Origin of the sequence: Flagellimonas sp. CMM7 (genome assembly GCF_021390195.1) — a bacterium.
GTDB lineage: Bacteria > Bacteroidota > Bacteroidia > Flavobacteriales > Flavobacteriaceae > Flagellimonas.
The window spans coordinates 3,415,160-3,439,843 of sequence record NZ_CP090003.1 but is presented as its reverse complement, the minus strand read 5'-3'; the positions used below and the strand labels follow the sequence as shown (position 1 = coordinate 3,439,843).

The window sequence follows — 24,684 nt, the reverse complement described above, 5'->3', positions numbered from 1 at the left end:
TAATTTTAAAATCCTACATTAATACCAAACGAATAACTTTCCGCTATGGGAACACTTAATCCCGCAAAACCATATACGTTGCTTCCCGCACTAAATTGATTTCCTTCTGGGTCATAGCCTTCATATGGAGTCCATATCAGTATATTATTTGCACTTACAGATAGACTTGCACGAGAAAGGTTTAAACTACTTAACAGTTTCCCTTTCAAATCGTAACTAAAGCCAATGTTTCTCAGTTTAACCCAAGATGCATCCTGTACCAAAATCTCTGATGCTCTATTAAAGTCGGTAGAACTTCTGTAGTAGTCTTGATCAATAAGTGCTTCTGTAGTATTTGGAACAAAACCGCCATTACCATCATCCATTACACCTGAGAGTACTGTAGTTTCATCTCTAAACTCGGTAATTCCTAAAATACCGTTTCTAATACCATTTCTTCTACCTGAATCATACAAATCACCTCCTTTTTTATACTCAATTAGAAAATTGAAGCCCAAACCCTTCCATTTAAAATTACTGCCCAGAGATGAAATGAAATCTGGAAAAGCATTCCCTACTTTTTGGCGTTCTTCAAAATCAATTTCAGGTTTTCCTTCTTCATCAATATATCGTTCTCCATTTTCATAACGCCATTTCCATCCATAGAGGGACCCCATCTCATCTCCTTCCCGAATTTCTGAAGTAACTCCCGCAAATCCTGAATCGGCAAAAACTATAGATTCTATATCATCAGGAATTTCGAGAACTTTTCCTTCACTTGTTGACCAGTTCAATATAAGCTCCCACTTAAAATCTTCTTTCTGAATAATATCAGCACTTAAAAGGAACTCATGTCCAAAAATTTTAAAATCCCCTGCATTTCTAGTAATTCCCGAGAGACCAGAAGATTGTGCCGTTCCTACCGTAAAAATTTGATCTTTGACACGTGTATTAAAATAAGCGTAATCCAATCGGATACGATTTTTCATAAATCGAAAGTCAGCACCTAATTCAGTAGATTGATTTCGTTCCGGAATAATTTCTAAATCTCCAAATTCAATGCTTCTTCTAAATCCACCTGTACCTCCAAAAGGAAAGTCACCATCAACAACAAAAAGTTGTCCAACATCTCCGAAATTAGGCCCCTTTCCTACCTCTGCCCATGAAGCTCTCAGTTTACCAAAAGTGAAAATATCATTTTCACCAAATAAACTCGATACATCGTATGCCAAATTAACAGACGGATAAAAGAAAGATCTGTTTTCTTTTGGAAACACGGACAACCAGTCATTCCTACCAGTAAGCGTCAAAAACAATTTATCTTTATACCCAAGTTTTAACTCTCCAAAAACACCAACGTTTCTAATTCGCTGAAGATCGTTATCCAAAAAGAAATTGATAGTATTTCCTATTTCATTTATTCCTGGCACATTCAATCTTTCTCCCCTTGCCTCATCATAGTCCCTCTTTGTATCGGAAATTTGATGTCCAAGGGTCAGATCAGTGGTAAAATCTTCAGACCAATCTTTATTCATAGCCACTAACAAGTTGGATTCCAAAGCAGTAAAGTTTATATTTTGATTAAGAATGAATCCCCCCACTTGTGATCCACCGTCTAAATCCGCACCAACAAATCGATTTCTCTTATCTGAATAGTTATCAATTTGCGCTGCATATGTGACATTAATCCAATCTTTCGGATTCCAGTTCAACGTAGTATTTCCTACCCAACGATTTACATTATCAATTAAGCTACTCGTTTCCATTAGATAACGTGGGTTATCAATTATCCCAAAGGAATAATCTCTCTCACTGCCATCAGGGTTTACATAATCATTGATTGGAAAAGTCCCAGAGAAAAAGGATAATGCACTCATAACGGATTTATCTCCGCCATTCGCCCTTCTTCCACCTGATTTCGTATAAGAGATAGAAGTATTTATTTTAAACCTATCGGTCACTTTATAACCGGTATTCAATCTAAAAGTTGTTTTTTCAAAATCAGTATTTGGTAATATACCTTGCTCGTTATTGTTCCCCAAAGAGAAAAAATAATCTAATTTCTCATTAGCTCCACTTAAACTTAAGTTCACCTGAGAATTAAACCCAGTTCTAAATATGTCGTAAGGGCTATGAAAGCGATCATTAGATAAATCCACTACGGTATCATCTTCCAGAGTAAAAGAATCATCTGAATACCTTGGTCCCCATGACCAGAATACTGTGCCACTCTGCACTCTGTTGAAGCCTGTTTCCGAATCTGGGTCGTAAAGCAATCTTGGAGCTCCTCTAAAACCTTCTCTAAAGGTTGTTTGTAATTCTGGGGTAGTTGCTACATTTCTAAATGTTGTAGATGCTGTGAAGTTGATTTTTGCCTTTCCTTGCTTACCTCTTTTGGTTGTAATTATAATAGCTCCATTAGAAGCTCTAATCCCATATAGGGCTGTTGCTGCGGCTCCTTTTAAAACACTGAACGTTTCAATATCTTCTGGGTTTATGTCTCCAGCTCTATTTGAAAAGGCAAACTGTTCGGCACTATCTGGAGAGTTTGAACCAGCACTTGGCCTCACTTCACCTGCAAACGTATCATTGTTCAATGCGATACCGTCAACAATTATAAGCGGCTGGTTATTTCTGTTTGGATTAACGGAGGTAACACCACGAATTAGAATATCTACACCTCCACCAGCTGCTCCCGATGTTCTATTGATTTGCACACCTGCCACTCTACCTTGTAAAGTTTCAATTGGATTTGCTTGACCGACAAGATTAACATCTTCTGCCTTGACCTGAGTCACAGCATAACCGAGTGACTTTCGTTTCTGTTCTACACCAAATGCAGTTACAACAACTTCATCCAAGGCTTGAGAATCCTCGATCATAACAATATTGAGAACTCTTTCTGTCCCCACTGTTATGTCCTGCGATTTCATTCCGAGATAAGTGAAGCGTAAAACAGCACCTTGATCTGCATTAATTTCAAAATTTCCATCAAAATCAGTAGTTGTCCCTTGATTGGATGAGACAACAACAATGGATACCCCCGGTAAGGGTTCTCCAAATTCATCTGCAACGCTACCGGTAATTGTTTGACCGTACGTAAGTGTTGCAAAGAATAGGGTAAAAAATGTGAAAAATGTGTTTTTCATACGTGAGTTATTTAGTAATAGTGCCTAAAAGTGTGCAAAAAATATCAATAATCAAACAAAATCATTTCAAAATGTTGCATTTTCATGCAATAATTTTCGAAATTCATTAATTTTCAATATAAATTTTAAAGAATTAGGATTGATAATGCTTAAAAATGGCAAACTATTGCAAGTAGTATCGGGTTGAGTCAATCTTTGCATTTAAAAATTGCAAATAATACAGTTTCCATATTCAGTTAATTGAAATGATATTTTTACCTTTTTTACCCAAATGGTGTTCTAAGCTAATTTTATAAGAAGTGGTATTTTTTAATAAACAAATGTGATTTTACACATAATTCTTTGTAAATTAAAGGGTTGACCTTTTTTAACCCTAAAAATCAAGAATATGAAAAAATTACTCGGATTGATTTTGCTAATGTTAATATTTGTTTCTGCAACGACACTCACGTCTCCAAAACCCAATACAATGCATACCATTGAAGGCGCTTGGGAACTTCAAAGTTTTTATAGTTATGATGGGCAGGACATCACAGATACCATTGAGAAATCTGATGGATATAGACAGGTGAAAATGTATTCTAAAGGAAAAATTATGTGGACAAGATATGTTCCAGATGATCCAAATGGGAGATTTGGTTATGGTTCCTATAAAATAACAGAAAACTCGCTAATTGAAGTTATAGAATATGGCGATGATTCCATGATGAAAGCTTTAGATACTATGAGGAACTTCACTTTTGAACTTGATTTAAAAGATAACTTTTTTAGCCAAATAACTTTAGATGATGAGGGTAACAGAACCTCAGCTGAAAATTACAAACGCATAGATTAACTATTGAATTAGCACCCTAATAAAAAAGGCGCCTATTTAAGGTGCCTTTTTTTATTTTTTTAAATGCTATCGTAATCCTAAGAAACCACTGCTTCTTTGCTCTCAATTGAGGCAAGATAACGTTCTGCATCCAAGGCTGCCATACATCCTGTGCCAGCAGCTGTCACGGCCTGTCTGTATTCTTTATCCTGAACATCACCACTTGCAAAAACGCCTGGCTTATTGGTCCTAGTGGATTTTCCCTCGGTAATAACGTACCCGGTTTCATCCATATCTAACTGTCCTTTAAATATATCGGTGTTTGGTTTGTGACCAATTGCAATAAAAAGTCCCGTAATCTCAATATCTTCTTTTTCTCCTGTCTGATTATTCACCATTCTAAGACCTTCAACCACTTGCTCACCAAGAACTTCATCAACCTCAGTATTGTATCGAACTTCGATATTCTCCAAACTATTTACCCTATGTTGCATGGCTTTGGAAGCCCTCATATGGTCCTTACGAACTAACATGGTAACTTTTTTACAAATATTAGCCAAGTAGGAAGCTTCCTCAGCAGCCGTATCACCAGCACCGACTATGGCTACTTCTTGTCCCTTATAAAAGAAACCATCGCAAACAGCACATGCAGAAACACCACCACCTCTTAAACGTTGCTCGCTAGGAATGTTCAGGTATTTTGCAGAAGCCCCGGTAGAAATAATTACCGTCTCTGCTTCAATCAATTTACTGTCATCAACCGTTACTTTATGAATCCCACCTAATTCATCACTAAAATCAACTGCTGTAACCATACCAATCCTTACCTCTGTTCCAAACCTTTCAGCCTGCTGTTGTAACTGAACCATCATAGTTGGTCCATCTATACCTTCAGGATACCCTGGAAAGTTATCCACTTCCGTTGTAGTGGTCAATTGCCCACCAGGTTCCATACCAGTGTACATTACAGGTTTTAAATCTGCTCTTGCTGCATAAATTGCAGCAGTATATCCAGCAGGGCCGGATCCAATAATCAATGTTTTTATTCTTTCTATTTGTTCTGACATAACAAAAATCTTCCTGTATAATTACTTATACAAAAGTAGGTTTTTTGTATAGAAACTTACATAATGGTCATCTCTATTTAATATGAATAGTTATGAAAACCTATATCTGCGCTAAACTAGCCACTTAGTGTTTTTTATTTGAGTAGTATTGATGTGGGGAAACTGAAAAGAATACCTTTCTTTTTTAAGTGCCTAACTTCAAAAAAGGTAATGGTAATTATAAAACCGTTACAACCAAGGAGCTCAACCTCAAAACCCCTTGGCGCAACGGAGACCTCTTCTAAAAAAGAAACTTGGATAGAGAACACTATATTACCTATTACCTTATATCTTCTTCTTGGAAGTCTATACTATAAAAGTTTTGACTACTAATTTTGGTAAACTTAGTATTGAATTATTTTTAAGTGATGCTACAATTAATCAATGGGCAATATCCATTAACAGATATACATTTTGGATCAACCTAACTAAATTTTAAGGAATGTATTAGTGGACTTTTGAATTCAAATGCAAAGAATCAGAAACCTCCTTCACAAACTTTTTATTGGAGTGAAAAATACAGGTTGTACTTTCTAGATTTGGTTATACTTACATTTATAATCGCCATAGGCTCTCGCCATTTTTTCCAGTTTTTGTTTGATAATGGGAGTGCTAACTGATGAAAAGCCCATTACCAAGCCTTTTTCTCTCTTATTTTTGATGAAGTACTTGCTATAGGGAAAGGACATGATCTCTTTCCCAATCAACATTTTAGAGACTTCAATATCGCACATATCATCAGGAAGTTTTGCCATAAGATGAAGGCCTTGATTTGCAGGTTGAATCTCTATACTGTCATCAAAAACATTTTTAAAATGATCAACAAAAAATTGTTTCCGTTCATTCACCACCTGTACAACTTTTCTTAAATGCTGATTTAGGTAATCCTTTTCTATAAAATCTGACATTACCTTTTGCGTAACGGGAGATATAAATCTTAATGATTGTTCAAAAATTGCTTTAATACTGCCTACATAATGCGGTGGGGCAATTAAGTATCCTAATCGTATAGAGGGGTGCAAGATTTTATTAAAGGTACCTTGATAAAAAACCCTGTTCCCGTTATCTAAACCGAATATTGACGTGATAGGACTTTCCCAATTGCTAAATTCATTATCGTAATCATCTTCCACAATAATCATGTTGTTTTCCTGTGCCCAATCCAAAAGTTCAAGTCTTCTTTTAAGACTCATTTGAACTCCTGTTGGATATTGGTTGGATGGCGTGGTGAAAATAAGTTTCCCCCGTTTTAGTTTAATATGACTTAGACTATCCAAGGACAAGCCTTCAGAATCAATTTCCGCTGGGATAATCTTAGCTTTTAAACTTTTAAAAGTGGCCAGAGCATTAGCATATGTTGGATTCTCTACCACTACTTCATCTTTTTTATTTAATAGTAAGTCGCCAATAATGGACAAGGAATGAAGTGATCCTGTAACTATTATGATCTGAGAATAATCGCATTGTATATTCCTATACATTTTTAAATAGTCAGCTATGTTTCTCCGCAGACAATCCAAACCAAGGGTATGGCTGTAAGACATATCGGAATATCTAATATCCCTCCAATAGTTATTGGTCAAGTTTTGCCACTGTCTTACAGGAAAAACATCTAATGGGGGTAAACCAGGTCTAAATGCTATACCCTTACTATGCCCTCTATTCATTAAGGTAATACCCGAGCTAAAATGTTTTGCCCGTTCAGAAACTTCAGGATACTTTGTAGTTTGTTTATGGGTTCTTACGCTATACTTTATTTTCTTGTCCTTTATATCATTCACATAATACCCGGAACCTTGTACCGCATAGATATAATTCTCTAAACAAAGTATCTCATAAGCTTTTATCACAGTGCTTCGTGACAAGCCCATATCCTTGGCCAATAATCGTGTTGGGGGTAGTTGATATCCCTTAACCAGTTTTTTTTTGTTGATCGCACTTATAAAAGAATTGGATAGCTTCATATAGAGGCTTAACCCTCCATTACCAGAACTGAATCCATGGGAAATTAGTAAGCTGTTGAGTTTGGTCTTCAAAATTGAAATGTATTGAAAAAAAAATTGGTATGGGAAAGGTAGAAAAACATTTTATAATATTGATTGGCACTTTATAAATAACTAAAAATTAAATATTTAACTAAATATGATTACAGTAATCCAAATTGGATTGGGGCCTTTAGGGCAACAAATTGGTAGGTACATTTCTGAAAAAGAAAGTATTTGTACAACAGCTGCAGTAGATATAAACAAACAATTGGAAGGCACCGATTTTGGAAAGCTCATCAGTGACACTCCATCAAGCGTTTTAATCGATAATTCTGTTGAAAATGCACTGCAAAAACTTAAAGAAAAACCAGATGTTGCTATAATCACCACGGTTTCAAGTATAAAAAAATTAGAAGCTCAGATTGAGGAAGTAGCTAAACATGGAATCCCAATAGTTTCTACTTGTGAAGAGCTTTCTTTCCCTTGGGAAGAGAATCCAGAATCTAGCAAAAACATTGAAGCAATTTGTAAAAAACACAAAATTGCGTGTCTTGGAACAGGGATAAACCCAGGGTTTTTAATGGACTACCTCCCATCCGTACTTAGTTCTGTATGTAAGAATATAGACAGTATTTTGGTCGAGCGAATTCAGGATGCAACACCTAGACGGATTCCTTTTAAGAAAAAAATTGGAGCAGGATTAGACCTAAAAACATTTAAAACTAAAGAAGCAGAAGGTACTCTTAGGCATGTTGGACTTAAAGAATCCGTATATTTCCTTGCCAAAAGTCTAGGTTTTGAATTGGATAAGGTTACAGAGGACCTTAATCCAGTAATTGCCGAAAGTGATATAAAAACATCATCTATGGAGATACAAAAGGGAAACGCCCGTGGAGTTCAACAGATTTCTTATGGGTATCAAAATGGTGGCTGCAAAATAGAAATGAATTTTAAAGCTGCTGTTGGTGAGCCAAGATCTTATGATAAGATTACAGTAAAGGGAGTGCCATCTTTCACTTCCGAAATAGATACGGGCATAAATGGTGATATAGCCACCTGCGCCATTACAATAAACTCGGTGAAGAGTATTTTGAAAGCGCCTCCTGGCTTGCATACAATGGCAACAATAGGTGTTCCTGGATATCTAAACTAAAATAGAAAGTAATAACAATTCATAAAATGGCCAATTATCCCGAAAAGGTATATATAAATGGAAAAATAGTTCCGCACCAAGAAGCCCAAATATCAGTTTTTGATAGGGGCTTTTTGTTTGGTGATGGGATTTATGAAGTAATGGTTCAAATTGGGGGGCGTTTTTTTTACGGCAAAGAACATTTGGATAGACTAGTAGGTTGTCTTAAAAAAATAAACTTGGATTTTGATGTATCCACCCTGCCCAAAGAGATTGAGAGATTACTCATTTCATCTAAATTAAAAGGTAAAGATTGTTTGGTTTATATTCAGGTTACAAGAGGTGTCGCTGTTAGAAAACATGCATTTCCCAAAACCGCCACACCAACAGTTATCATGTATGCCACACCATTTACATTACCAGATATCAACCAAAAGAGTATTGCAACAATTACTACGGAAGACAACAGATGGCATAGGTGTGATATAAAAGCGACCTCACTCTTAGGAAACGTAATGGCAAATGATCAAGCTGCAGAGCAAGGAATGTACGAATCTATTTTTATAAGAGATGGGAGGGTAACAGAAGCATCTCATTGCAATGTCTTTTTTGTAAAAAATGAAGTTGTTTATACCCACCCTGCAGATACCTACATTTTGGATGGTATTACCAGGCAAATTGTAATACAGTTATGCGAAAATTTAAAAATAGAGTTTAGGGAAGAACCTATTTTGAAGGAAGATTTGGCTACTATGGATGAAGCTTTCTTGAGCGGTACAACGACTCAGATTGCTTCAATAGGAAAGATTGACGATCATTTTTATAGTCTTGACGATAGCATTGGCCCCATTACCAAGAAATTGCAAAAGGCCTTTTTAGCATTAAAGAAGAAGCACCAAGAAAATACCATAAGCACTTAACATTGTTTTTTAATAATATCACAGGAATTTCCAAATAAACACAAGTATATGAAAAGCAAAGTAATCATTCAACTGGTTTTAGCAGCAAGTATTTTGTTGAGTTGTGCTGACAAACAACAATATGATATCCTAATTCTTAATGGAGAAGTTTATGATGGGTCTGGCAATGCCCCCATCAATGCAGATATCGCTATTAAAGATTCAACCATTGCAAGCATTGGTGATTTATCAAAATTTAGTGCCACTAGAATAATCAATGCAAAAGGTATGGCCGTGGCTCCCGGTTTTATAGATATGCATGCTCATTTAGACCCTATACTAACTCTTTCAGATTGCGAAAGCCATATTAGACAAGGGGTTACTACAGCTTTAGGTGGTCCCGATGGAGGTAGTCCATGGCCAATGAAATCTTTTATGGATACACTATCCCAAATTGGAGTGGGAATGAATGTAGCCTATTTAGTGGGTCATAACAGAATTAGAGAAAATGTGATGGCGCTAGAAAACAGGGCTCCAACGGCAGAAGAATTGCAAGAAATGAAAGCGCAGGTAAAGCAGGCAATGGATGATGGTGCCTATGGCATATCAACAGGGTTAAAGTATTTGCCCGGAGCTTTTTCTGAAGTGGATGAAGTAATAGAATTATCGAAAGTAGCTTCCTCCATGGGCGGTATTTACACTTCACATCTTAGAGAAGAAGGTTTAGGGCTTTTTGACGCAGTTGCAGAAGCAATCAGTATATCAGAAAAGGCTGATATCCCCGTGATACTTACGCACCATAAAGCGATAGGAAAACCCATGTGGGGGAAAAGCTCGGTTACCCTCGCCATGGTAGATTCAGCTAGAACGGCAGGTTTGGACATTAAAATTGACCAATATCCCTACAGTGCAAGTCATACCGGAATTTCTGTGCTCATTCCTAGTTGGGCAAGAGCAGGTGGAACGGAAGCTTTTAAAGAAAGAGTTAAAAATGCACAGCTCAGGGATAGTATTAAAGCTGGAATAATTTTTAATATCCTTAATGATAGAGGTGGTAATGACTTGACACGCATTCAATTTGCCAAAGTAAAGTGGATGAAAGAATTGGAAGGAAAAACTTTGGAGTATTGGTGCGAATTAAGAGGGCTTGAGCCAACTCTTGAAAATGGTGCTGATTTGGTTATCGAAGCTCAGGTGAATGGAGGAGCATCTTGCATCTATCATGCCATGCATGAAGAAGATGTGGAACGCATCATGAAACACCCCCAAACCATGATTGCATCTGATGGTAGATTGGTGAAACCAGGGCAAGGCCACCCTCACCCAAGATGGTATGGGACATTTCCACGGGTATTGAGGTATTATGTGAGAGAAAAGTCAATCATAACACTACCAGAAGCAATCTACAAAATGACAAAATTGCCTGCTGCTTCTCTTGGGTTAACCGATAGAGGGTTGATTAAAGAAAATATGAAAGCGGATATTGTTGTTTTTAACCCAGATACCGTAATTGACAAAGCAACGTATGAAGCACCTCATCAATATCCGGAAGGTATTCATTTTGTATTGGTCAATGGACAAATCTCAATAGACCAATCAAAGTTCAACGGCATAAAAGCAGGGAAAGTGTTGAGAAAAAAGGTAGTTAAATAGATTAAAAATTAATCTTTGCTATTGTTCATAAAAAAGAAAAAAGGGATGCAAATTGCATCCCTTTTAGCATGAGAAAACTAAGCTAACTCAAAACTAACTACTAATCTTTCTCACTGATTAACAGGTGTCGGCGTAAACAAATCCGGAATTGGATTTGGAAGATTACTGTTATTGTTAATCTCTTCCTGTGCATACAGAAAACGCTGTGGGTTAACTGTAGTTGTTGCATTATTCAAAGGAAAAGGCACTATTAAATCTGTCTCAGTACGAAGCCTTCTTACATCATTGAAAGGCATATATGTACTAAAACCTGTAACGTAACGCTCTTCAATAATCTCCCGTAAAACTGCTCTATCCGTACCAATATTATCTGGATTTTCCATACCTCCAGCTTCAAAGTCAGCGAGTACATATGGCTCGTAGCTAAAAGTCTCATCTCCATTTATAAGATTGAAGGACGCACCGGTATCCAAATAAGCTCTTAGCTCGTTTAATTTATCTATAGCACCTTGTACGTCGTCATTTGCTCTTATCAAGCATTCCGCCCAAATAAGCAGGTTTTCTTCAAAACTTACCAACTTCATGGCAATAGTGGCGTCATCTATACCGCCGGCCTGATTTCCGTCTCCACTTATGTATGAATAGTTTCTACGTGCGGTTTCATCCGTTTTTGCATTATTTCTGCTCCCCGCATTATCTGGATCCATCAGATCTCTGTAAAATGCACCATCCCCTGTCATATCTCCGGCTCTACTACTGTTTACAAAATTGAACAAGATGTTACTATTTCCGGGAACATCTCCAATTGGATTGTAGGACATTGTGCCCACACTACTATTAATTCCATTTACAACATTGGCCAATGCCTGTGCATATTGTTTTGTCTGTAAAAAGTAGCGTGCTTTTAAAGTATAAGCGGCGGCCACCCAACTAGCCGCATCTCCTCCAAAATAATTGTCTTGACTATTGGTTACGCTTGTAGTTGAACCATTTTGCAATTTTGGAATTGCACCGTCAAGCAACGTTTGCAAGGCAGCATATATTTCAGCCTGCCCATCTAAGGTAGGATCTTCTGATCCGACTCCAGGATTATCAGGTGTGGCCGTTGAATATGGTATGTCTCCAAAAAGTGATGTAGCTGTACCTACGGCCAAAGCTTCATTAACGTCTATTATTCCTTGTAAAAGTCCAACATCTGGAGAAATTCTGCGAATTTCTTTGTTTTGGACTAATATTCCGTTGTAAAGATGTCCCCAAACAGCATTAGAATCACCAGGAGTATAATCATAGTTGTACAAGGTCTGTTGTACTAACTGCAAACCTATTAAGCCCCCTGTATAGTACATACTTGTTCTAGCCAACTGCCCTTGTTGTACTTGGGCATTTGCCAATAATGTTCCTGCTAGCAATAAATCTCCAGAAGGAACTTCTACTAGTTGATTTGGATTATCATTTACATCTAAATAATCATCACAGCCAGATGCTGAGGTTAGAAAAATCAATGATAAAATAATTTTATATATAGATTTCATAATTTCCTACGTATTAAAAATTAAAATTGATTCCAAAAGCATATGTTCTTGCACCAGGATTGGAGAAATAATCCAAACCACGTGCTCTACCAACTCCAAACTGATTAACATCAGGGTCAATACCCACAACATCTGTCCAGATAATCAAGTTACGACCAGAAGCAGTAAATTCTACCGAACTTAAACCAGTCGCCTTTTTAAAGTTTTCAGAATCCAGTCTGTATGACAGTGATAGTTCCCTAAGTCGGGTCCAGCTACCATCTTCTACCGCAAATTCATTTAGTTTCCCATCTCCAAAGCCATATAAGGAGGTGTAGTATTCCTCATCCAGCAATACATTGCCTCCGCCAAAGTTGCCAACGTTTCCTCTGACCACGGAGCCAGCTGGGATTACATCTCCATCAAAGTTCACTAAATCTTCTGATAGCGTAATCGTTTTACCTACATCTGCATGTGTTCCAAAGAAGGACAAAATAAAACGGGTTCGTTGTGCTAAATCATTTCCTTGACTGGTATCAAATGATGCTGCCAATGACAAATTCTTATACGACAGCCCAAACTGTAGACCACCTCTCCAATCTGGATTGGGATCTCCAACAATCAAGTTTCCACCGGTATCTACTTGTGGGAAACCATTTGCATCCAAAATCAAACTTCCATCATCATTTCTTAAGGCACCTTGAGTGTACAACACTCCAAGTGGTTCGCCATCAATCGCTACGGATTCAATAGAGGTACCTTCAGAGAATTCTTGGATAAATTCTCCATTACCATCTACACCTCTCACGATATTCTCGTTAGTGCTATAGTTTAATGAAATGGAACCTTTCCAATCTTCTTTTCTAAGAAAATCATATCGTAATTCAATCTCAAGCCCATCATTTTCTATAGTGGCGCCATTGGCATATATCTCGTCAAACCCAAGTGACGGAACCAAAGCAAGGTCTAATAAAACATCCTCTGTTTTATTGGTATAGTATGTGGTCGATAAGGCCAATCTGTTTCTTAAGAATCGTAAATCCAAACCTACTTCATATTCAGTCTTGATTTCAGGTTTTAAGTTTGAATTTCCCAAACGTTCATCTAGTTGAAACCCTCCTCCAAAATTCTCCAACGCAATTTGATCAGAGAAACTTGAGAATGTTCCTACTTCGAAAACTGTTTGTTCCCTATGTGCAATTGGTACATTTGCCACTTGACCATATGCTAATCTAACTTTACCAAACGATAACGGACCTGAATCTTTTAATGCCTTTGTAAAGGTCCATCCCAATTCTGCACTAGGATAAAAGAATCCATTATCCGACGCCGGCAATACAGAATGCTTTTCAAATGCCCCACCAAGTTGCAAAATCAACTGGTCTGCGTAATCAAAATTTGCAGTACCATAGAACCGAATATTTCTTCTACTGGTTCTCGTAGTTTCCGAACCTATATTTTCTTTGGCAGATAGTTCAGCTGCATCAAGCGGGCTTCTAAAATTAGCAATGAAGTTATCCGCTTCAGTAAAAATTCGCTTACGTCTTCTATCATTAATACCAAAGCCAACAATTACATTGGTATTTAAATTTTTACTTAGTGCATAATTGAAATTTGTTATTAAATCTCCATTATACTCCTCGTTATTAATGGTCTCATCATTTAAAAGTCCAAATCTTCTTGCAGAACCTGCTGTATAATACGGGAAAAAGTAAACTCTTGTATCTACATAAAAATCAACCCCACCTCTTACAATGGTGCTAATATTATCATTCCATTGATATGCAACCTCACCTGTACCAATTAATCTATTTACTTTAGCGGTACTTTCCTGTTCATTAACCGTCCAAAGCGGGTTGTTGTAGATGACATTATCACTATTCCCCAAATACCTTCTATAGCCTCTATGTCTATTTTGTGTTATAGCACCTGAACTACTGTTGTAATTCCCTATGTAATCCGTTTGGTCAAAATCTGCAGGAGTACGCAGAAGTCCTAAATACAAACCTGCCGTGTTGGAACCTTGTTGTGTTCTATTGGAGCCTGTATGCACATAATTGGCCTTGAAATTGGTTCGTAACTTATCTGTTAAGTTTTGAGTAAGATTAACAGTGAAGTTTGTCTTTTTATAAAAACTACTTTTAATAATTCCTTCCTGATTTACATGGGCAGCACTTATATAGTACGTTCCTTTTTCGTTACCACTACTCACCGAAACTTTATTATCATAAGTAATACCTGTTTGAAAAACCTGATCAAAGTTTCTGTTAGTGAATACTTCTCTAGAATTCTTTTGAGTGATAGGATAAATAATATTGCCTGTAGTCAAGGACTCAAAAAATTCACCAGAAGTATCAACGTCATCCGCTCCACCAGCTCTTTCAGAAATTCTATCTCCCCAAGACCGTTGCGCGGTAGGGCTAAAACTACCGCCATTACCTTGACCAAAGGTGGTCTGTAGTGGGTGTTCATATGAAATTTGATCAATAGAAACACCCGTAGAGTAATTTACATTAAACTTACCTGCTTTACCCTTTTTTGTTGTAATTACAATTACACCGTTTAAGGCTCTTGACCCGTACAATGCACCAGCAGAGGCTCCTTTAAATACTTGAAAAGACTCAATATCTTCAGGGTTGATGTCATTTAACCTAGATTGCTGTGATACCCCTGCAGATTGATCATCATCACCAGAACCCGCTAAATTGTCATTGTTCAATGGAATACCGTCTACAACAATTAAGGGTTGACTTGAACCACTCAATGAGCTTGTTCCCCTAATTTGAATGTTAGAACCAGCACCAGGATCACCCGAAGTTGCATTAATGGTTACACCAGCTGCCTTACCGGCAATACCGTCAATAATTTTGTTTTCAACTGGCTGTACCAGTTTATCTGCGTCAATCTTTGAGTAAGTAGATGCCAACTTATCTCGTTGTTCCACAAAACCCAATGCAGTTACCACTACTTCTGACAAGCTTTCTGCATCTGGTTGCAACACAAAACTCATTGAAGTCTCCGAACCAATAATTCGCTCTTCAGTCCTATAACCAATAAAAGAAACAACCAATGTTTCCCCTTGATTAGCTTCGATAGTATAATTTCCATCAAAGTCTGTTGTAGTTCCATTGGTAGTCCCTTTGACAAAAACCGATGCTCCAGGTAATGGACCGGTCTCATCTGAGACCGTACCGGAAATCGAAACTTGGGAATACCCAATTCCTACTGTAAAACATGCCAGTAAAAACGTTAAGAATGATTTTCTCATAAATTTAGTAATTAGATAGTTATTTATTTAGTTGCTGTTTGTTAGTAATTTCATCATTTCATGGGCAGATATTTTTCCTTTTAGTGTTATAAAATCTCTTGGTGTCTCATCACCAATTTCGTATGTAATTCCGACTGCATTGAAACGTTTTAGAAACCAGCCTTTCGATACAGGTTTAGTGCTTATTGCGCTTTTCTCATTCACCTTGTAATTTGGAATGTTTGCTTCTAGCTGGGTAAACCAGTCTGAAACAAAATTTGGTAGATTTGTATGTTCCCGCTCCACATTGGTATAGAACACATCGTGCCAAGTGGAGTGAAAATCCACTCCTAATAACACTTTAACTTCTTGTTCTTTAACAATATTTTCTATCCGATTGGTTACCGCTGACACTTCTGGTTGTCTATATCTTCCCCAATCTCTATTAAGATCCACACCACCAGCATTATGGCGCCAATGTCCAAGATCTACACCATCTGGATTCATTAATGGAAAAGCTATGACTCTGTATTTTTCAAGAAAAGCATCTGTAAGTTTTCCGCTTTGCAAAATAGTTTCCAAAAAACTTTGAAAAGCAAAATATCCGGTCACTTCGGGTGGATGTTGACGAGTCAGTAATACTATAATATCTTTGTTCGTTGCAGACCCTTTATAGATATCCATCATTGGAATATCCCTTCCCAAATGAGTTTTTCCAATACTTTTCAGTCGCGTTGTAGGTGCATTTTTTTTAGTAAGCCCTGTGTACCAATCCTTGACATCTTGAGATGTCCGCACCTCTTGGGCCGCTATAAGAGTAGTGTCTTTTAAAACTCTAAATTTTAATGTAGCAATAGTATCCTTTATGAAAAATACCGTAGAATCCACTTGTACCCATCCCCTATTTGCCGTTTCATACTTTGGAATATATCTGTGTTTATATCCTTTAGGGTAGCTAAATTGAAAATAAATATCCCTTTCATTACTAGTCCAAGTCTTAAAAGCGAAATAGGCACTGTTGTTTATGGGTTCATTTTCGGGTTGAATCCTCAATATTAAAGTACTATCATTTTTAACACTTATGTTATTAAGTCTAGCGCCTGGAAAGTCATTACTAACATAAACTCCAACATCAGTTACAAATTCAACCTGTTTATGCTGCAGGACTATTGGTTTGTCCTTGGTATCAACTTTATTTGGAAATTTTATGATTCGCGAGCCAGTGCATGAAACTGTGCAGGTAATAAGGCATATTACCAAAATAGAATGTGAAAATCGCATGAGGCTCACCATGGATTTCTGAGGTTTTGAGGTTAGTTAGTTATCATAAAATAAAGTTAAATTTATGTGCCAGCAACAAACCAATTTTCCATTTGAAGGCATACCAATTCTTTCAGTTTTATCGGATAACGTAAGTCCCGATATACTCTTACTATTTTTTGAATAAAATATATGGTAATCTATTAAAGCCTTATGGCCTATTATCAAATCATACCCAAAGTGTAAAAGAACAACCTATCTTTTGTCCATCAAAAATTCAAAATCCTTATAGTGTTGAATTATAGATTCATTATGGAGGGAATAAAAAAAACCCTATCAATAAAAAGGTTAGATTGATAGGGCCTGTAAATTAAAAAAACAGTGTCGGGATGACAGTCCTACAACGTGAATTTTATATAACTGTAATCCAATACTTTACCTTGCTAATTAAAAGCTGTACACCGTATTGCACTTATTAATGTAAATGATATAGTCTTTTATGGAATAAAGATACTTATTTAATATGAGGTAACATACTTAAGCATTAAGTGTTTTCAAACCATATAATCTTGCCAAGTAATCAAGATATACTTGTCCTTTGTGTTCTCTTTCTTTTTCAAAAAACCGTACTCGTATACAAAAAGGTAAGCCTCCCCCCCTTTTGTTCTTCCAATAATGGGTAAAAAACTTTGGATTGAAACCTAACTTCAATAGCGTTTCGCATCTGACTACTGATTTACCAACTTTGTTAAACTGTTTTAAAAGTCTTCTGTTCAGACGTAATTGATTATCCACCTTGTTATAGAATCTCTCTGGCTGTTCTCTTATCTTTTGGTATTGATAAGCGCTTTGCAATGTAGATTGCAATATTTTTTGTCAGTACGCCCAACCAATTCCTTTTTACAGTACAAACAAACCTTTTGTAACCTCATGAATTTATAAAATTAATCGAACGTATATTCGAACATTATTCGTTTAAGATACGATTAAATCATTTTTAATTAGGAATTTGTTCTACAAACGAACAATTATGCACAAAGGAAGAAGTATTACTCTTAAACATCTATTAATCGAAAACCAAAGAAAAATCGGGCTACAGTTTTCCTCTGACAAAGTCATTCAAGGTTTAGTGGATTCTATTCCCGGAATGAAATGGTCAGTAGAATTCAATATGCACTACCTACCCAACACCAAACCAAACCTTGAGCACATATTTAAAATTTTCAAAGGCGAGGTATGGGTAAACGGGAACTATTTCTTCGCTATAAAGAAGTTGCATAACGACAATCCTAAAGTTGATGTAGAATGGTTCAGAAATCGAAAATTAGGTGCTGACCGAAAACCTTGTCCTGAAGAATACCTTTCCAAATTGGAGATATTACGTTATTCCAACAATAGAGTAAGAGCCTATGTGAATTGTTTTGAAGCTTTCATAAATCATTTTAAAGAAACAGAACCTTTGGAAATCAATGAGAATGAAATTAGAGAGTACCTTCAAAAATTGATAAGGGATGGCAAATCAAACTCTTATGTCAACCAAGCATTGAACAGCATAAAGTTCTATTACGAAGTGGTCAATGGTATGCCCAATAGATTCTATTCAATAGAAAGATCGAGAAAGAAGAAATGTTTGCCAGATGTACTTTCCAAAGATGAAATACTTGGTATCATAAAGAATACCAACAACCTAAAACATAGATGCATTGTTGAACTCCTTTATTCTTCGGGCTTAAGAAGAAATGAACTCTTGCAACTAAGACCAAGTGATATTGACAGCAAACGGATGATGGTTCGTGAAAGGCAGGGCAAAGGAAGCAAAGATCGTTTGACGGTTCTGAGTAAAAATACTTTGAATGATTTAAGGCAATACTTCAAAGAATATAGACCAAAAAACTTTCTTTTTGAGGGAGTGAACGGGAAAAGTTACAGTACATCAAGCGTATTGAATATCATCGTCAATGCTGCCAAAAAAGCGGGGATCAACAGAAGGGTAACTCCTCATATGCTCAGGCATAGTTTTGCAACCCATTTACTAGAAAAGGGCACTGATATGAGACACATACAACTTTTACTGGGACATGGCTCTACCCGAACAACTGAAATATATACCCATGTGGCCGACAGGTCGTTCATGAAAATCGAAGATTTACTATCTTAGGCGTATAATGGATATATGATCAATAATCATATACAATTGTTGGCAACAAGCTGAACGAACTGTTATGAATACTTTTCAACAACTAAATCGCCCCAATCAGCAATAGACTGAATTAACGGAATTAAAGTTTTACCGAAATCCGTGAGCGAGTATTCAACTTTTAAAGGCGGTTTTGAAGTATGCACTTTTCTTTTTATCAAACCATCTTCTTCCATTGCCTTTAACTGTAAACTTAATGTTCTTTCAGTCACTGTAGGCATTGATTTTCTTAACTCATTATACCTCAATTTTTGATTCATCAAATGAAAAAGAATAACTGTCTTCCATTTTCCACCAATAATTCCCATTGTTAAACTTGCACAGCAAGGATATTCATTACCTCTGAATTTGAGCATCTTTGGTTCCATTTTTTCCATAAAAAATTATACTATCATTTTTGACCGTTATTGCAAAGATAAAATACTATACATAGTTTTGCAACTATAATTTATATAGTAAAATTAAGACAGCGATAATATGAAGTTTTTAAATTCAATGAAAAACCGTTATACGACTAAAAAGTATGACTCGACAAAAAGAACTACAACTAGCGAAATCCAAGAACTAAAAGAAATTCTATTATTAAGTCCTTCTTCAATAAACAGCCAACCTTGGAAATTCATTTTTGTTTCTGACAAAGAAACTAAACAAAAACTCTCTAAAGTATCTTGGCTAAATAGAAATAAGGTTCTTGATAGTGATACTGTTGTTGTTTTTAGTCGAATTAATGACATTACTCTATTCGAAAGGCAAATTGAAAATGAACTTCCAGAAGGAGCAGTTAATTATTTCAAAGAGTTTATAAAACCTCAAACGGATGCGCAAATCAAATCTTGGTTTGACAGACAAGTTTATTTGGCTTTGGGTGTGTTTTTAAGTGCTTGTGCCGAAATGGGAATTGACGCAACACCAATGGAAGGAATTGAAACAAAAAACTATGATAAAATTTTAAACCAAACAGAATATGCAACACTTATGGCAGTAGCCATTGGTTATAGAGATAAGGATGATTTTAACCAACCAAATAAAAAACCAAAATCAAGAAGAGATATTAACAAAGTAATAGAAACAATATGAGGAAAACAGTACTCGCATTAGGGATAAGTATGCTTTTTATAATGTGTGCAAATCCAACAAAAGAAAATAAATCAGAAAATACAAAAACAGAAATTATGAGTAATCAAAAATTAACAATTGTAGCAAGAATTTTGGCTAAACCAGAAAAAAGAGATTTAGTAAAATCTGAACTTTTAAAACTAATTGACATTACAAGAGCGGAAAAAGGTTGTATCAACTATGACTTGCACCAAGACAATGAAAATGAAAATCTATTTCTATTCTACGAAAACTGGGAAAGTAGAGAATTATGGCAAACCCATATGAACAACACTCATTTAGCAGAATATATGAAAGCGACTGATGGAGCAGTTGAAGAGTTTGTATTGAATGAAATGACTCAAATAGATTAAAGCCAGTTGCCAACAAAGTGTATAAGCAATAGCGGTTTAGGTGGAAACTTGAACCGCTTTTTCGTTTAATTAAAGTATATTGTAACCTGAAAAAGTAGTACCTAAAACCCGCTACTACTCATACACTAGACCGTTACCCAACATTATGAAATGAGAGTTTTTTGTCTGAATTTTAAAGGTGTTTGCTTAACATTTTTCTTAAAAACACGGTTAAAAGCCGCTTCAGATTGATAACCAACTTCTTCTGCTATTTCCCCAACTGATTTATTACTTTCTTTTAACAATTCTTTTGCATATAAAAGCCTCCATTGAGTTAAATAATTAAAAGGTGTATTTCCTATTAACACCTTAAACTTATTGATAAAACTCGTTCTAGACATTCCTGCTATTTGTGCTAATGATTCTAACTGCCAATCATTTTTTGGAGAGGTATGAATTTCTTTTAAAACCTTGCTTATTCGCTCATCTTGAATTGCTGCAATAAATCCATTTACAGACTTGCTTTTTAATATAAAGGCTCTTAAAGTATGTACAAACAAGATTTCTCCCAATTTATTGATAATAACACCGCTTCCTGATTGTTCTTTTTCCGCTTCTTCAATTACTAAATCAGTAATGTTCTTCAACCAAGAATATTGTTTTAAATCAGTATCATCAATATGAATAATAGACGGTAACTCCTTTATAAAAGGATGGTCTAAATTTTTATCAAATTCAAAATGTCCACAAACTAAAGTAGTAGATAGTTTATCTCCCTCAAATAGAGACTTACCTGATAAGATTGCTTTCACCACATCCTCTCCTTGATAAAGTTTACTATTTTCATTATTAGCCAACCAATGGCTTGCTCCAAAAGGGAAAACTACGATATCCCCAGTAAACAACTGAATTGATTTACCCTTAGTTTTCAAAACACATTGACCTTTAGTAACTATATGAAATTGGGCAAATGGTCCTTTAGGAATATCCATTCCCCAAGGTTCTGAAAAATCAGATTTAAAATAAACTACACTAGATAGTTTAACCTTTGACAAAACATCACTTAGCACATCCATAATATTGTATTATTGAGCAAATTTAATGTATTATTTGATACAATTCGTTCTATTAATGAAGATAAATTTGTGTCATTATTAATTTAAAACAAAAATAAGATGAATGTAATTAAAAAAATGATAGTGGCAGGAATGGTCATTATGGGTATGAGCAGTGTAAATGCACAAAGTGTTAACACAGATGAAAACAAGCTAGCTAACAAAGGGTATGATGTCGTAAATTATTTCACAACAAATACAGCTGAAAAAGGTAGTATTGAATATTCAGCCCTACATAATGGTGCAACCTATTACTTCGTGAATGCAGAGAACCTTAGAACATTCAAAGTAAACCCAAGTAAATATTTACCTCAATTTGATGGGTATTGTGCATTTGCTGTTGCCAAAATGAGCAAAAAAGTTCCTGTTAATCCTGAAACATTTAGAATTGACGATGGAAAACTGTATTTGTTTTATAATGATTTTTGGGAAGGAAAACCTTTTAACACAATAGTTCCTTGGAATAACAACGAAGCTGAAATGGAAAAAATGGCAGCAGCAAATTGGAAAACATTAAAATCAAAGTAAATTATGGTGAGTCTAAAAGAAGAATTAGGAGTATTTGTTCAACAAATGTCTGAAAATGTACCTCAAGAAGTATTGGAAACAATGGGGGCAGAAATTGGAAAATTAGCCGAAAGTGGTATAATGAATACTGTTTTAAAAGTTGGAGATAAAGTGCCAGGTTTTGAATTACAAGATTCGGCAGGGACTATTGTTAGCTTAAACTCCCTTGCAGAAAAAAGTGATCTAGTAATCAGCTTCAATAGAGGTAATTGGTGTCCTTTCTGTAATATTGAACTTAAACACATACAAAAGCATACTAGTGAAATTAAAAGTTCAGGTGCTAATTTAGTAGTTATTTCTCCTCAACTACCAGAGAAATCAGCTGAAATCATATCTCAGAATGAATTTGATTATCCAATTCTATTTGATAAAGGAAATGAAGTTGCCAAACAATTTGGAATTGCTTTTGCTTTAACGGAATCTCTAAGATCTATTCATAAAGCGTTTGAAATGGATATTCCTGCCCATAATGGAGATGAAAGTTTTGAATTACCTGTTCCTGCAACTTTTGTGGTAAACAGCAATAATGAGATTGTATTTGCATCAGTAAATCCAAACTGGATGGAAAGAACAGAATCTAAAGAATATCTTACAGAATTAAAATAAACGTTGGGTAACACTGTATATAAAAAATAGCGGTTGAAGCACAAGTCATCAATACTTGTGCTTTTCTGTAGTTTTGTTTTAGTATGGATGGTCAGTGCTCTAGATTCACGACTTTTCATATACGAAAACGTTAGAGCACATTCAGCTGAAGCTGACTTTTTTTGCTCCGTGCTAAGCACTCCCGCCCAAAAAGAAATGTGCTCTAACCTCAGAATTCAACACTTAAGTTATTTTTATATAAATATTTGCGTAACTAAACGATTACATATATATTTGTAACCAGTTAGTTACACAAATTATGAGAAGAGATGTCTTCCAAGCGATTGCAGACCCAGTAAGAAGAGATATTATTGAATTACTTGCAAAGGATACTTTAAGCGTAAATGAAGTAGCAGAAAAGTTTGAAATCAGCAGACCAGCAATTTCTAAACACTTAAAAATATTAAACGAATGTGGAATAATTGATTTTAATCAAAAAGGAAGAGAGCGTTTATGTTTAATCAAACCACAAAAACTAATCCCTGCCTTTCTATGGATAAAACAATACCATAAATTATGGGAAGAAAGAATAGATTCCTTTGAAAATTACATTAATCAAATACAAACGAAAAACGGTAAAAAATGAGTGATTTAGCGAACAGAACTTTAACGATTGAGAAAACATTTAACGCACCTGTAGAATTAGTATGGGATGCTTGGACACAATTGGAACACATTTTAAAATGGTGGGCACCGAATGGAATGGATATAAAAGTTATTGAGCATAATTTTGAGGTTGGCGGAAAATGGAAATATTCAATGCCAATGCCAGACGGAAATGAATTCATCTCTGAAGGAATTTATAAAGAAATTGAAGAACTAAAGAAGATAATTACTTCTGCTGACTTTAAGCCTATGACTGAAAATGTAGAGCTACAAACTTACTTTGAAGCAGATGGAGATAAAACAAAATTTACTTTTAGCGTAATTCACGCCACACCTGAATATTGTAAACAGCAAGAAGAAATGGGGTTCTATAATGGTTGGGGTTCTGCATTGGACAGATTAGAAACGATATTAGACACATTAATTAAATAGAGAATGGCTATTAAGACAAAGAAAGTTATTTATTTAATTGCAACAAGTTTGTTTACATTGATGATGCTTGCGACAATTGGCATATAGTATATTCAATCCTGAATTCACAAAAAGATTTGCAGAAATTGGTTTTCCAACTTACTTAATCATACCATTGATGACTGTAAAAATTTTAGGGTTAATCGCAATTTGGACAAACAAATCTAAACTCTTAAAAGAATGGTCTTATTCAGGGTTTTTATTCCTTTTTTTGTTAGCCATATTAGCAGAGATTAATGCACCTGTTCCAGACTACTTTTCACCTCCTATTGCATTGATTTTACTTTTAACGTCATATACTCTTTGGAAAAAGGGACTGAAAGAAAGAAATCACTTTTTAGAAAGAAGGATGTACTAAAATACCCCTATGGCATTATTAGGGATGCGTATCAGGTACCTTATGCTCACAATTGATATAGTTTTATTTTATTTCCGTGACATCCTGATATATCTTTTGATGATTTATAGATAGCTCTTCTTGCGTAAATAAAAGTTTTGTCTGGGGTTTTTGTTTTAGGATTTTCGGTTGTTTGAGTCTTATTCTTTTATCTTTTCCGTCAGCAAAGACTACGAACTCCCCTTGCTTCAACCGAAAGAAAATTTCTGCCCTGCGCTTGGGAACCTCTTTTTCTCCTTTAGTAATCCTAGCTCCCCATGAGAGTCCGGTACCCTTACTTACACTTCTTGTTGGGTTTTTGATAATCTCAAAAAAACGCTCATAATATTTGGCGGTATCGGGATCGTTAGCCTTTCCAAAAAACTGATAAGATAGATTGCTCAATATGGCTTTACTTGCTTTCTCGCCATAGAGCATATCGTTTTGAATCTTGTCTTGCATTACATATATAGTACTAATGTCATAACTTCTAAGGGTTGGAGCAGAACTACTTGAATATGGAA

At 35.7% G+C, this 24,684-nt stretch carries 20 protein-coding genes and 1 pseudogene; 12 read left to right on the top strand and 9 right to left on the bottom strand.

The genetic code is table 11. From position 1 onward, the window contains the following. Nucleotides 1–5: 5 nt before the first annotated feature. Entirely contained in the window at nucleotides 6–3,128 is a 3,123-nt protein-coding gene (locus LV704_RS15425) for a SusC/RagA family TonB-linked outer membrane protein (RefSeq protein ID WP_163422864.1), read from the bottom strand. A 388-nt stretch (nucleotides 3,129–3,516) separates the two neighbouring features. Between LV704_RS15425 and LV704_RS15420 the strand changes: the two genes are divergently transcribed. Further along, the gene (locus LV704_RS15420) at nucleotides 3,517–3,963 is read left to right on the top strand and encodes a hypothetical protein (RefSeq protein WP_163422865.1); all 447 of its coding nucleotides are present in this window, start codon (nucleotides 3,517–3,519) and stop codon (nucleotides 3,961–3,963) included. 77 nt (nucleotides 3,964–4,040) lie between these two features. On the opposite strand, the gene trxB is transcribed toward LV704_RS15420, so the two are convergent. Together trxB and LV704_RS15410 are read right to left on the bottom strand one after the other, a co-directional pair. Next, nucleotides 4,041–5,009 (bottom strand): thioredoxin-disulfide reductase, encoded by a 969-nt coding sequence (gene trxB, locus LV704_RS15415; protein ID WP_163422866.1) that lies wholly within the window; start codon nucleotides 5,007–5,009, stop codon nucleotides 4,041–4,043. A gap of 572 nt (nucleotides 5,010–5,581) precedes the next feature. Then, nucleotides 5,582–7,084, bottom strand: a complete 1,503-nt coding sequence (locus LV704_RS15410; RefSeq protein WP_163422867.1) for a PLP-dependent aminotransferase family protein — start codon at nucleotides 7,082–7,084, stop codon at nucleotides 5,582–5,584. Between the two features lie 106 nt (nucleotides 7,085–7,190). Between LV704_RS15410 and LV704_RS15405 the strand changes: the two genes are divergently transcribed. From LV704_RS15405 to LV704_RS15395, 3 genes are read left to right on the top strand one after another with little or no spacing between them, the layout of a single operon-like run. After that, a complete protein-coding gene (locus tag LV704_RS15405) occupies nucleotides 7,191–8,186 on the top strand; it encodes a hypothetical protein (RefSeq protein ID WP_163422868.1) in 996 nt (331 codons plus the stop codon). 26 nt (nucleotides 8,187–8,212) lie between these two features. Continuing rightward, a complete protein-coding gene (locus LV704_RS15400; protein ID WP_163422869.1) occupies nucleotides 8,213–9,085 on the top strand; it encodes an aminotransferase class IV in 873 nt (290 codons plus the stop codon). Between the two features lie 48 nt (nucleotides 9,086–9,133). Beyond that, the gene (locus LV704_RS15395; protein WP_163422870.1) at nucleotides 9,134–10,717 is read left to right on the top strand and encodes an amidohydrolase family protein; all 1,584 of its coding nucleotides are present in this window, start codon (nucleotides 9,134–9,136) and stop codon (nucleotides 10,715–10,717) included. 110 nt (nucleotides 10,718–10,827) lie between these two features. Here the strand turns inward: LV704_RS15395 and LV704_RS15390 are convergent, their stop codons facing one another. From LV704_RS15390 to LV704_RS15380, 3 genes are read right to left on the bottom strand one after another with little or no spacing between them, the layout of a single operon-like run. Next, a complete protein-coding gene (locus LV704_RS15390) occupies nucleotides 10,828–12,249 on the bottom strand; it encodes a SusD/RagB family nutrient-binding outer membrane lipoprotein (RefSeq protein ID WP_163422871.1) in 1,422 nt (473 codons plus the stop codon). Between the two features lie 13 nt (nucleotides 12,250–12,262). Continuing rightward, on the bottom strand, nucleotides 12,263–15,496 hold the full coding sequence (locus LV704_RS15385) for a SusC/RagA family TonB-linked outer membrane protein (protein ID WP_163422872.1): 3,234 nt from the start codon (nucleotides 15,494–15,496) through the stop codon (nucleotides 12,263–12,265). 27 nt (nucleotides 15,497–15,523) lie between these two features. After that, on the bottom strand, nucleotides 15,524–16,768 hold the full coding sequence (locus LV704_RS15380) for a M14 family metallopeptidase (protein ID WP_233782064.1): 1,245 nt from the start codon (nucleotides 16,766–16,768) through the stop codon (nucleotides 15,524–15,526). 997 nt (nucleotides 16,769–17,765) lie between these two features. Between LV704_RS15380 and LV704_RS15370 the strand changes: the two genes are divergently transcribed. Further along, nucleotides 17,766–18,893, top strand: coding sequence for a tyrosine-type recombinase/integrase (locus tag LV704_RS15370; protein WP_163422873.1), 1,128 nt, complete (start codon nucleotides 17,766–17,768; stop codon nucleotides 18,891–18,893). Between the two features lie 62 nt (nucleotides 18,894–18,955). On the opposite strand, the gene LV704_RS15365 is transcribed toward LV704_RS15370, so the two are convergent. Further along, a complete protein-coding gene (locus LV704_RS15365; RefSeq protein ID WP_233782063.1) occupies nucleotides 18,956–19,309 on the bottom strand; it encodes a helix-turn-helix domain-containing protein in 354 nt (117 codons plus the stop codon). Nucleotides 19,310–19,409: 100 nt separating this feature from the next. On the opposite strand from LV704_RS15365, the gene LV704_RS15360 reads away from it, so the two are divergent. After that, nucleotides 19,410–20,009 carry a nitroreductase family protein gene (locus LV704_RS15360; RefSeq protein WP_163422874.1) on the top strand — a complete coding sequence of 200 codons (600 nt, stop codon included), beginning with the start codon at nucleotides 19,410–19,412 and terminating at the stop codon, nucleotides 20,007–20,009. Continuing rightward, nucleotides 20,006–20,401: a putative quinol monooxygenase gene (locus LV704_RS15355; RefSeq protein WP_233782062.1), complete on the top strand. Its 396-nt coding sequence runs from the start codon at nucleotides 20,006–20,008 to the stop codon at nucleotides 20,399–20,401. Before LV704_RS15360 ends, LV704_RS15355 begins: the two co-directional genes overlap by 4 nt. 143 nt (nucleotides 20,402–20,544) lie before the next feature. On the opposite strand, the gene LV704_RS15350 is transcribed toward LV704_RS15355, so the two are convergent. Further along, nucleotides 20,545–21,456, bottom strand: coding sequence for an AraC family transcriptional regulator (locus LV704_RS15350; RefSeq protein WP_163422875.1), 912 nt, complete (start codon nucleotides 21,454–21,456; stop codon nucleotides 20,545–20,547). A 99-nt stretch (nucleotides 21,457–21,555) separates the two neighbouring features. Here LV704_RS15350 and LV704_RS15345 point away from each other — a divergent pair, with 99 nt between their 5' ends. From LV704_RS15345 to LV704_RS15325, 5 genes are all read left to right on the top strand, one after another. Further along, the gene (locus tag LV704_RS15345) at nucleotides 21,556–22,023 is read left to right on the top strand and encodes a YHS domain-containing (seleno)protein (protein WP_163422876.1); all 468 of its coding nucleotides are present in this window, start codon (nucleotides 21,556–21,558) and stop codon (nucleotides 22,021–22,023) included. A gap of 3 nt (nucleotides 22,024–22,026) precedes the next feature. Then, entirely contained in the window at nucleotides 22,027–22,668 is a 642-nt protein-coding gene (locus tag LV704_RS15340) for a peroxiredoxin-like family protein (protein WP_163422877.1), read from the top strand. Nucleotides 22,669–22,966: 298 nt separating this feature from the next. Further along, a complete protein-coding gene (locus LV704_RS15335) occupies nucleotides 22,967–23,293 on the top strand; it encodes a helix-turn-helix transcriptional regulator (RefSeq protein WP_163422878.1) in 327 nt (108 codons plus the stop codon). Beyond that, a complete protein-coding gene (locus LV704_RS15330; RefSeq protein WP_163422879.1) occupies nucleotides 23,290–23,745 on the top strand; it encodes an SRPBCC domain-containing protein in 456 nt (151 codons plus the stop codon). The genes LV704_RS15335 and LV704_RS15330 overlap by 4 nt, the downstream gene beginning before the upstream one ends. Before the next feature lie 67 nt (nucleotides 23,746–23,812). Continuing rightward, nucleotides 23,813–24,142 (top strand): DoxX family protein, encoded by a 330-nt coding sequence (locus tag LV704_RS15325; protein WP_370636034.1) that lies wholly within the window; start codon nucleotides 23,813–23,815, stop codon nucleotides 24,140–24,142. A 63-nt stretch (nucleotides 24,143–24,205) separates the two neighbouring features. Here the strand turns inward: LV704_RS15325 and LV704_RS15320 are convergent. Further along, nucleotides 24,206–24,658 (bottom strand): annotated as a pseudogene (locus LV704_RS15320) (TraM recognition domain-containing protein); the annotation flags it as partial. Nucleotides 24,659–24,684 lie beyond the last annotated feature (26 nt).

Bases quoted from the DNA above. Each gene is read 5' to 3' on its own strand.
- LV704_RS15345 (WP_163422876.1), top strand. From the start codon at position 21,556: ATGAATGTAATTAAAAAAATGATAGTGGCAGGAATGGTCATTATGGGT.
- LV704_RS15390 (WP_163422871.1), bottom strand. From the start codon at position 12,249: ATGAAATCTATATATAAAATTATTTTATCATTGATTTTTCTAACCTCA.
- LV704_RS15330 (WP_163422879.1), top strand. From the start codon at position 23,290: ATGAGTGATTTAGCGAACAGAACTTTAACGATTGAGAAAACATTTAAC.
- LV704_RS15355 (WP_233782062.1), top strand. From the start codon at position 20,006: ATGAGGAAAACAGTACTCGCATTAGGGATAAGTATGCTTTTTATAATG.
- LV704_RS15425 (WP_163422864.1), bottom strand. From the start codon at position 3,128: ATGAAAAACACATTTTTCACATTTTTTACCCTATTCTTTGCAACACTT.
- LV704_RS15350 (WP_163422875.1), bottom strand. From the start codon at position 21,456: ATGGATGTGCTAAGTGATGTTTTGTCAAAGGTTAAACTATCTAGTGTA.
- LV704_RS15385 (WP_163422872.1), bottom strand. From the start codon at position 15,496: ATGAGAAAATCATTCTTAACGTTTTTACTGGCATGTTTTACAGTAGGA.
- LV704_RS15395 (WP_163422870.1), top strand. From the start codon at position 9,134: ATGAAAAGCAAAGTAATCATTCAACTGGTTTTAGCAGCAAGTATTTTG.
- LV704_RS15365 (WP_233782063.1), bottom strand. From the start codon at position 19,309: ATGGAAAAAATGGAACCAAAGATGCTCAAATTCAGAGGTAATGAATAT.
- LV704_RS15340 (WP_163422877.1), top strand. From the start codon at position 22,027: ATGGTGAGTCTAAAAGAAGAATTAGGAGTATTTGTTCAACAAATGTCT.
- LV704_RS15360 (WP_163422874.1), top strand. From the start codon at position 19,410: ATGAAGTTTTTAAATTCAATGAAAAACCGTTATACGACTAAAAAGTAT.
- trxB (WP_163422866.1), bottom strand. From the start codon at position 5,009: ATGTCAGAACAAATAGAAAGAATAAAAACATTGATTATTGGATCCGGC.
- LV704_RS15420 (WP_163422865.1), top strand. From the start codon at position 3,517: ATGAAAAAATTACTCGGATTGATTTTGCTAATGTTAATATTTGTTTCT.
- LV704_RS15380 (WP_233782064.1), bottom strand. From the start codon at position 16,768: ATGGTGAGCCTCATGCGATTTTCACATTCTATTTTGGTAATATGCCTT.
- LV704_RS15400 (WP_163422869.1), top strand. From the start codon at position 8,213: ATGGCCAATTATCCCGAAAAGGTATATATAAATGGAAAAATAGTTCCG.
- LV704_RS15405 (WP_163422868.1), top strand. From the start codon at position 7,191: ATGATTACAGTAATCCAAATTGGATTGGGGCCTTTAGGGCAACAAATT.
- LV704_RS15335 (WP_163422878.1), top strand. From the start codon at position 22,967: ATGAGAAGAGATGTCTTCCAAGCGATTGCAGACCCAGTAAGAAGAGAT.
- LV704_RS15370 (WP_163422873.1), top strand. From the start codon at position 17,766: ATGCACAAAGGAAGAAGTATTACTCTTAAACATCTATTAATCGAAAAC.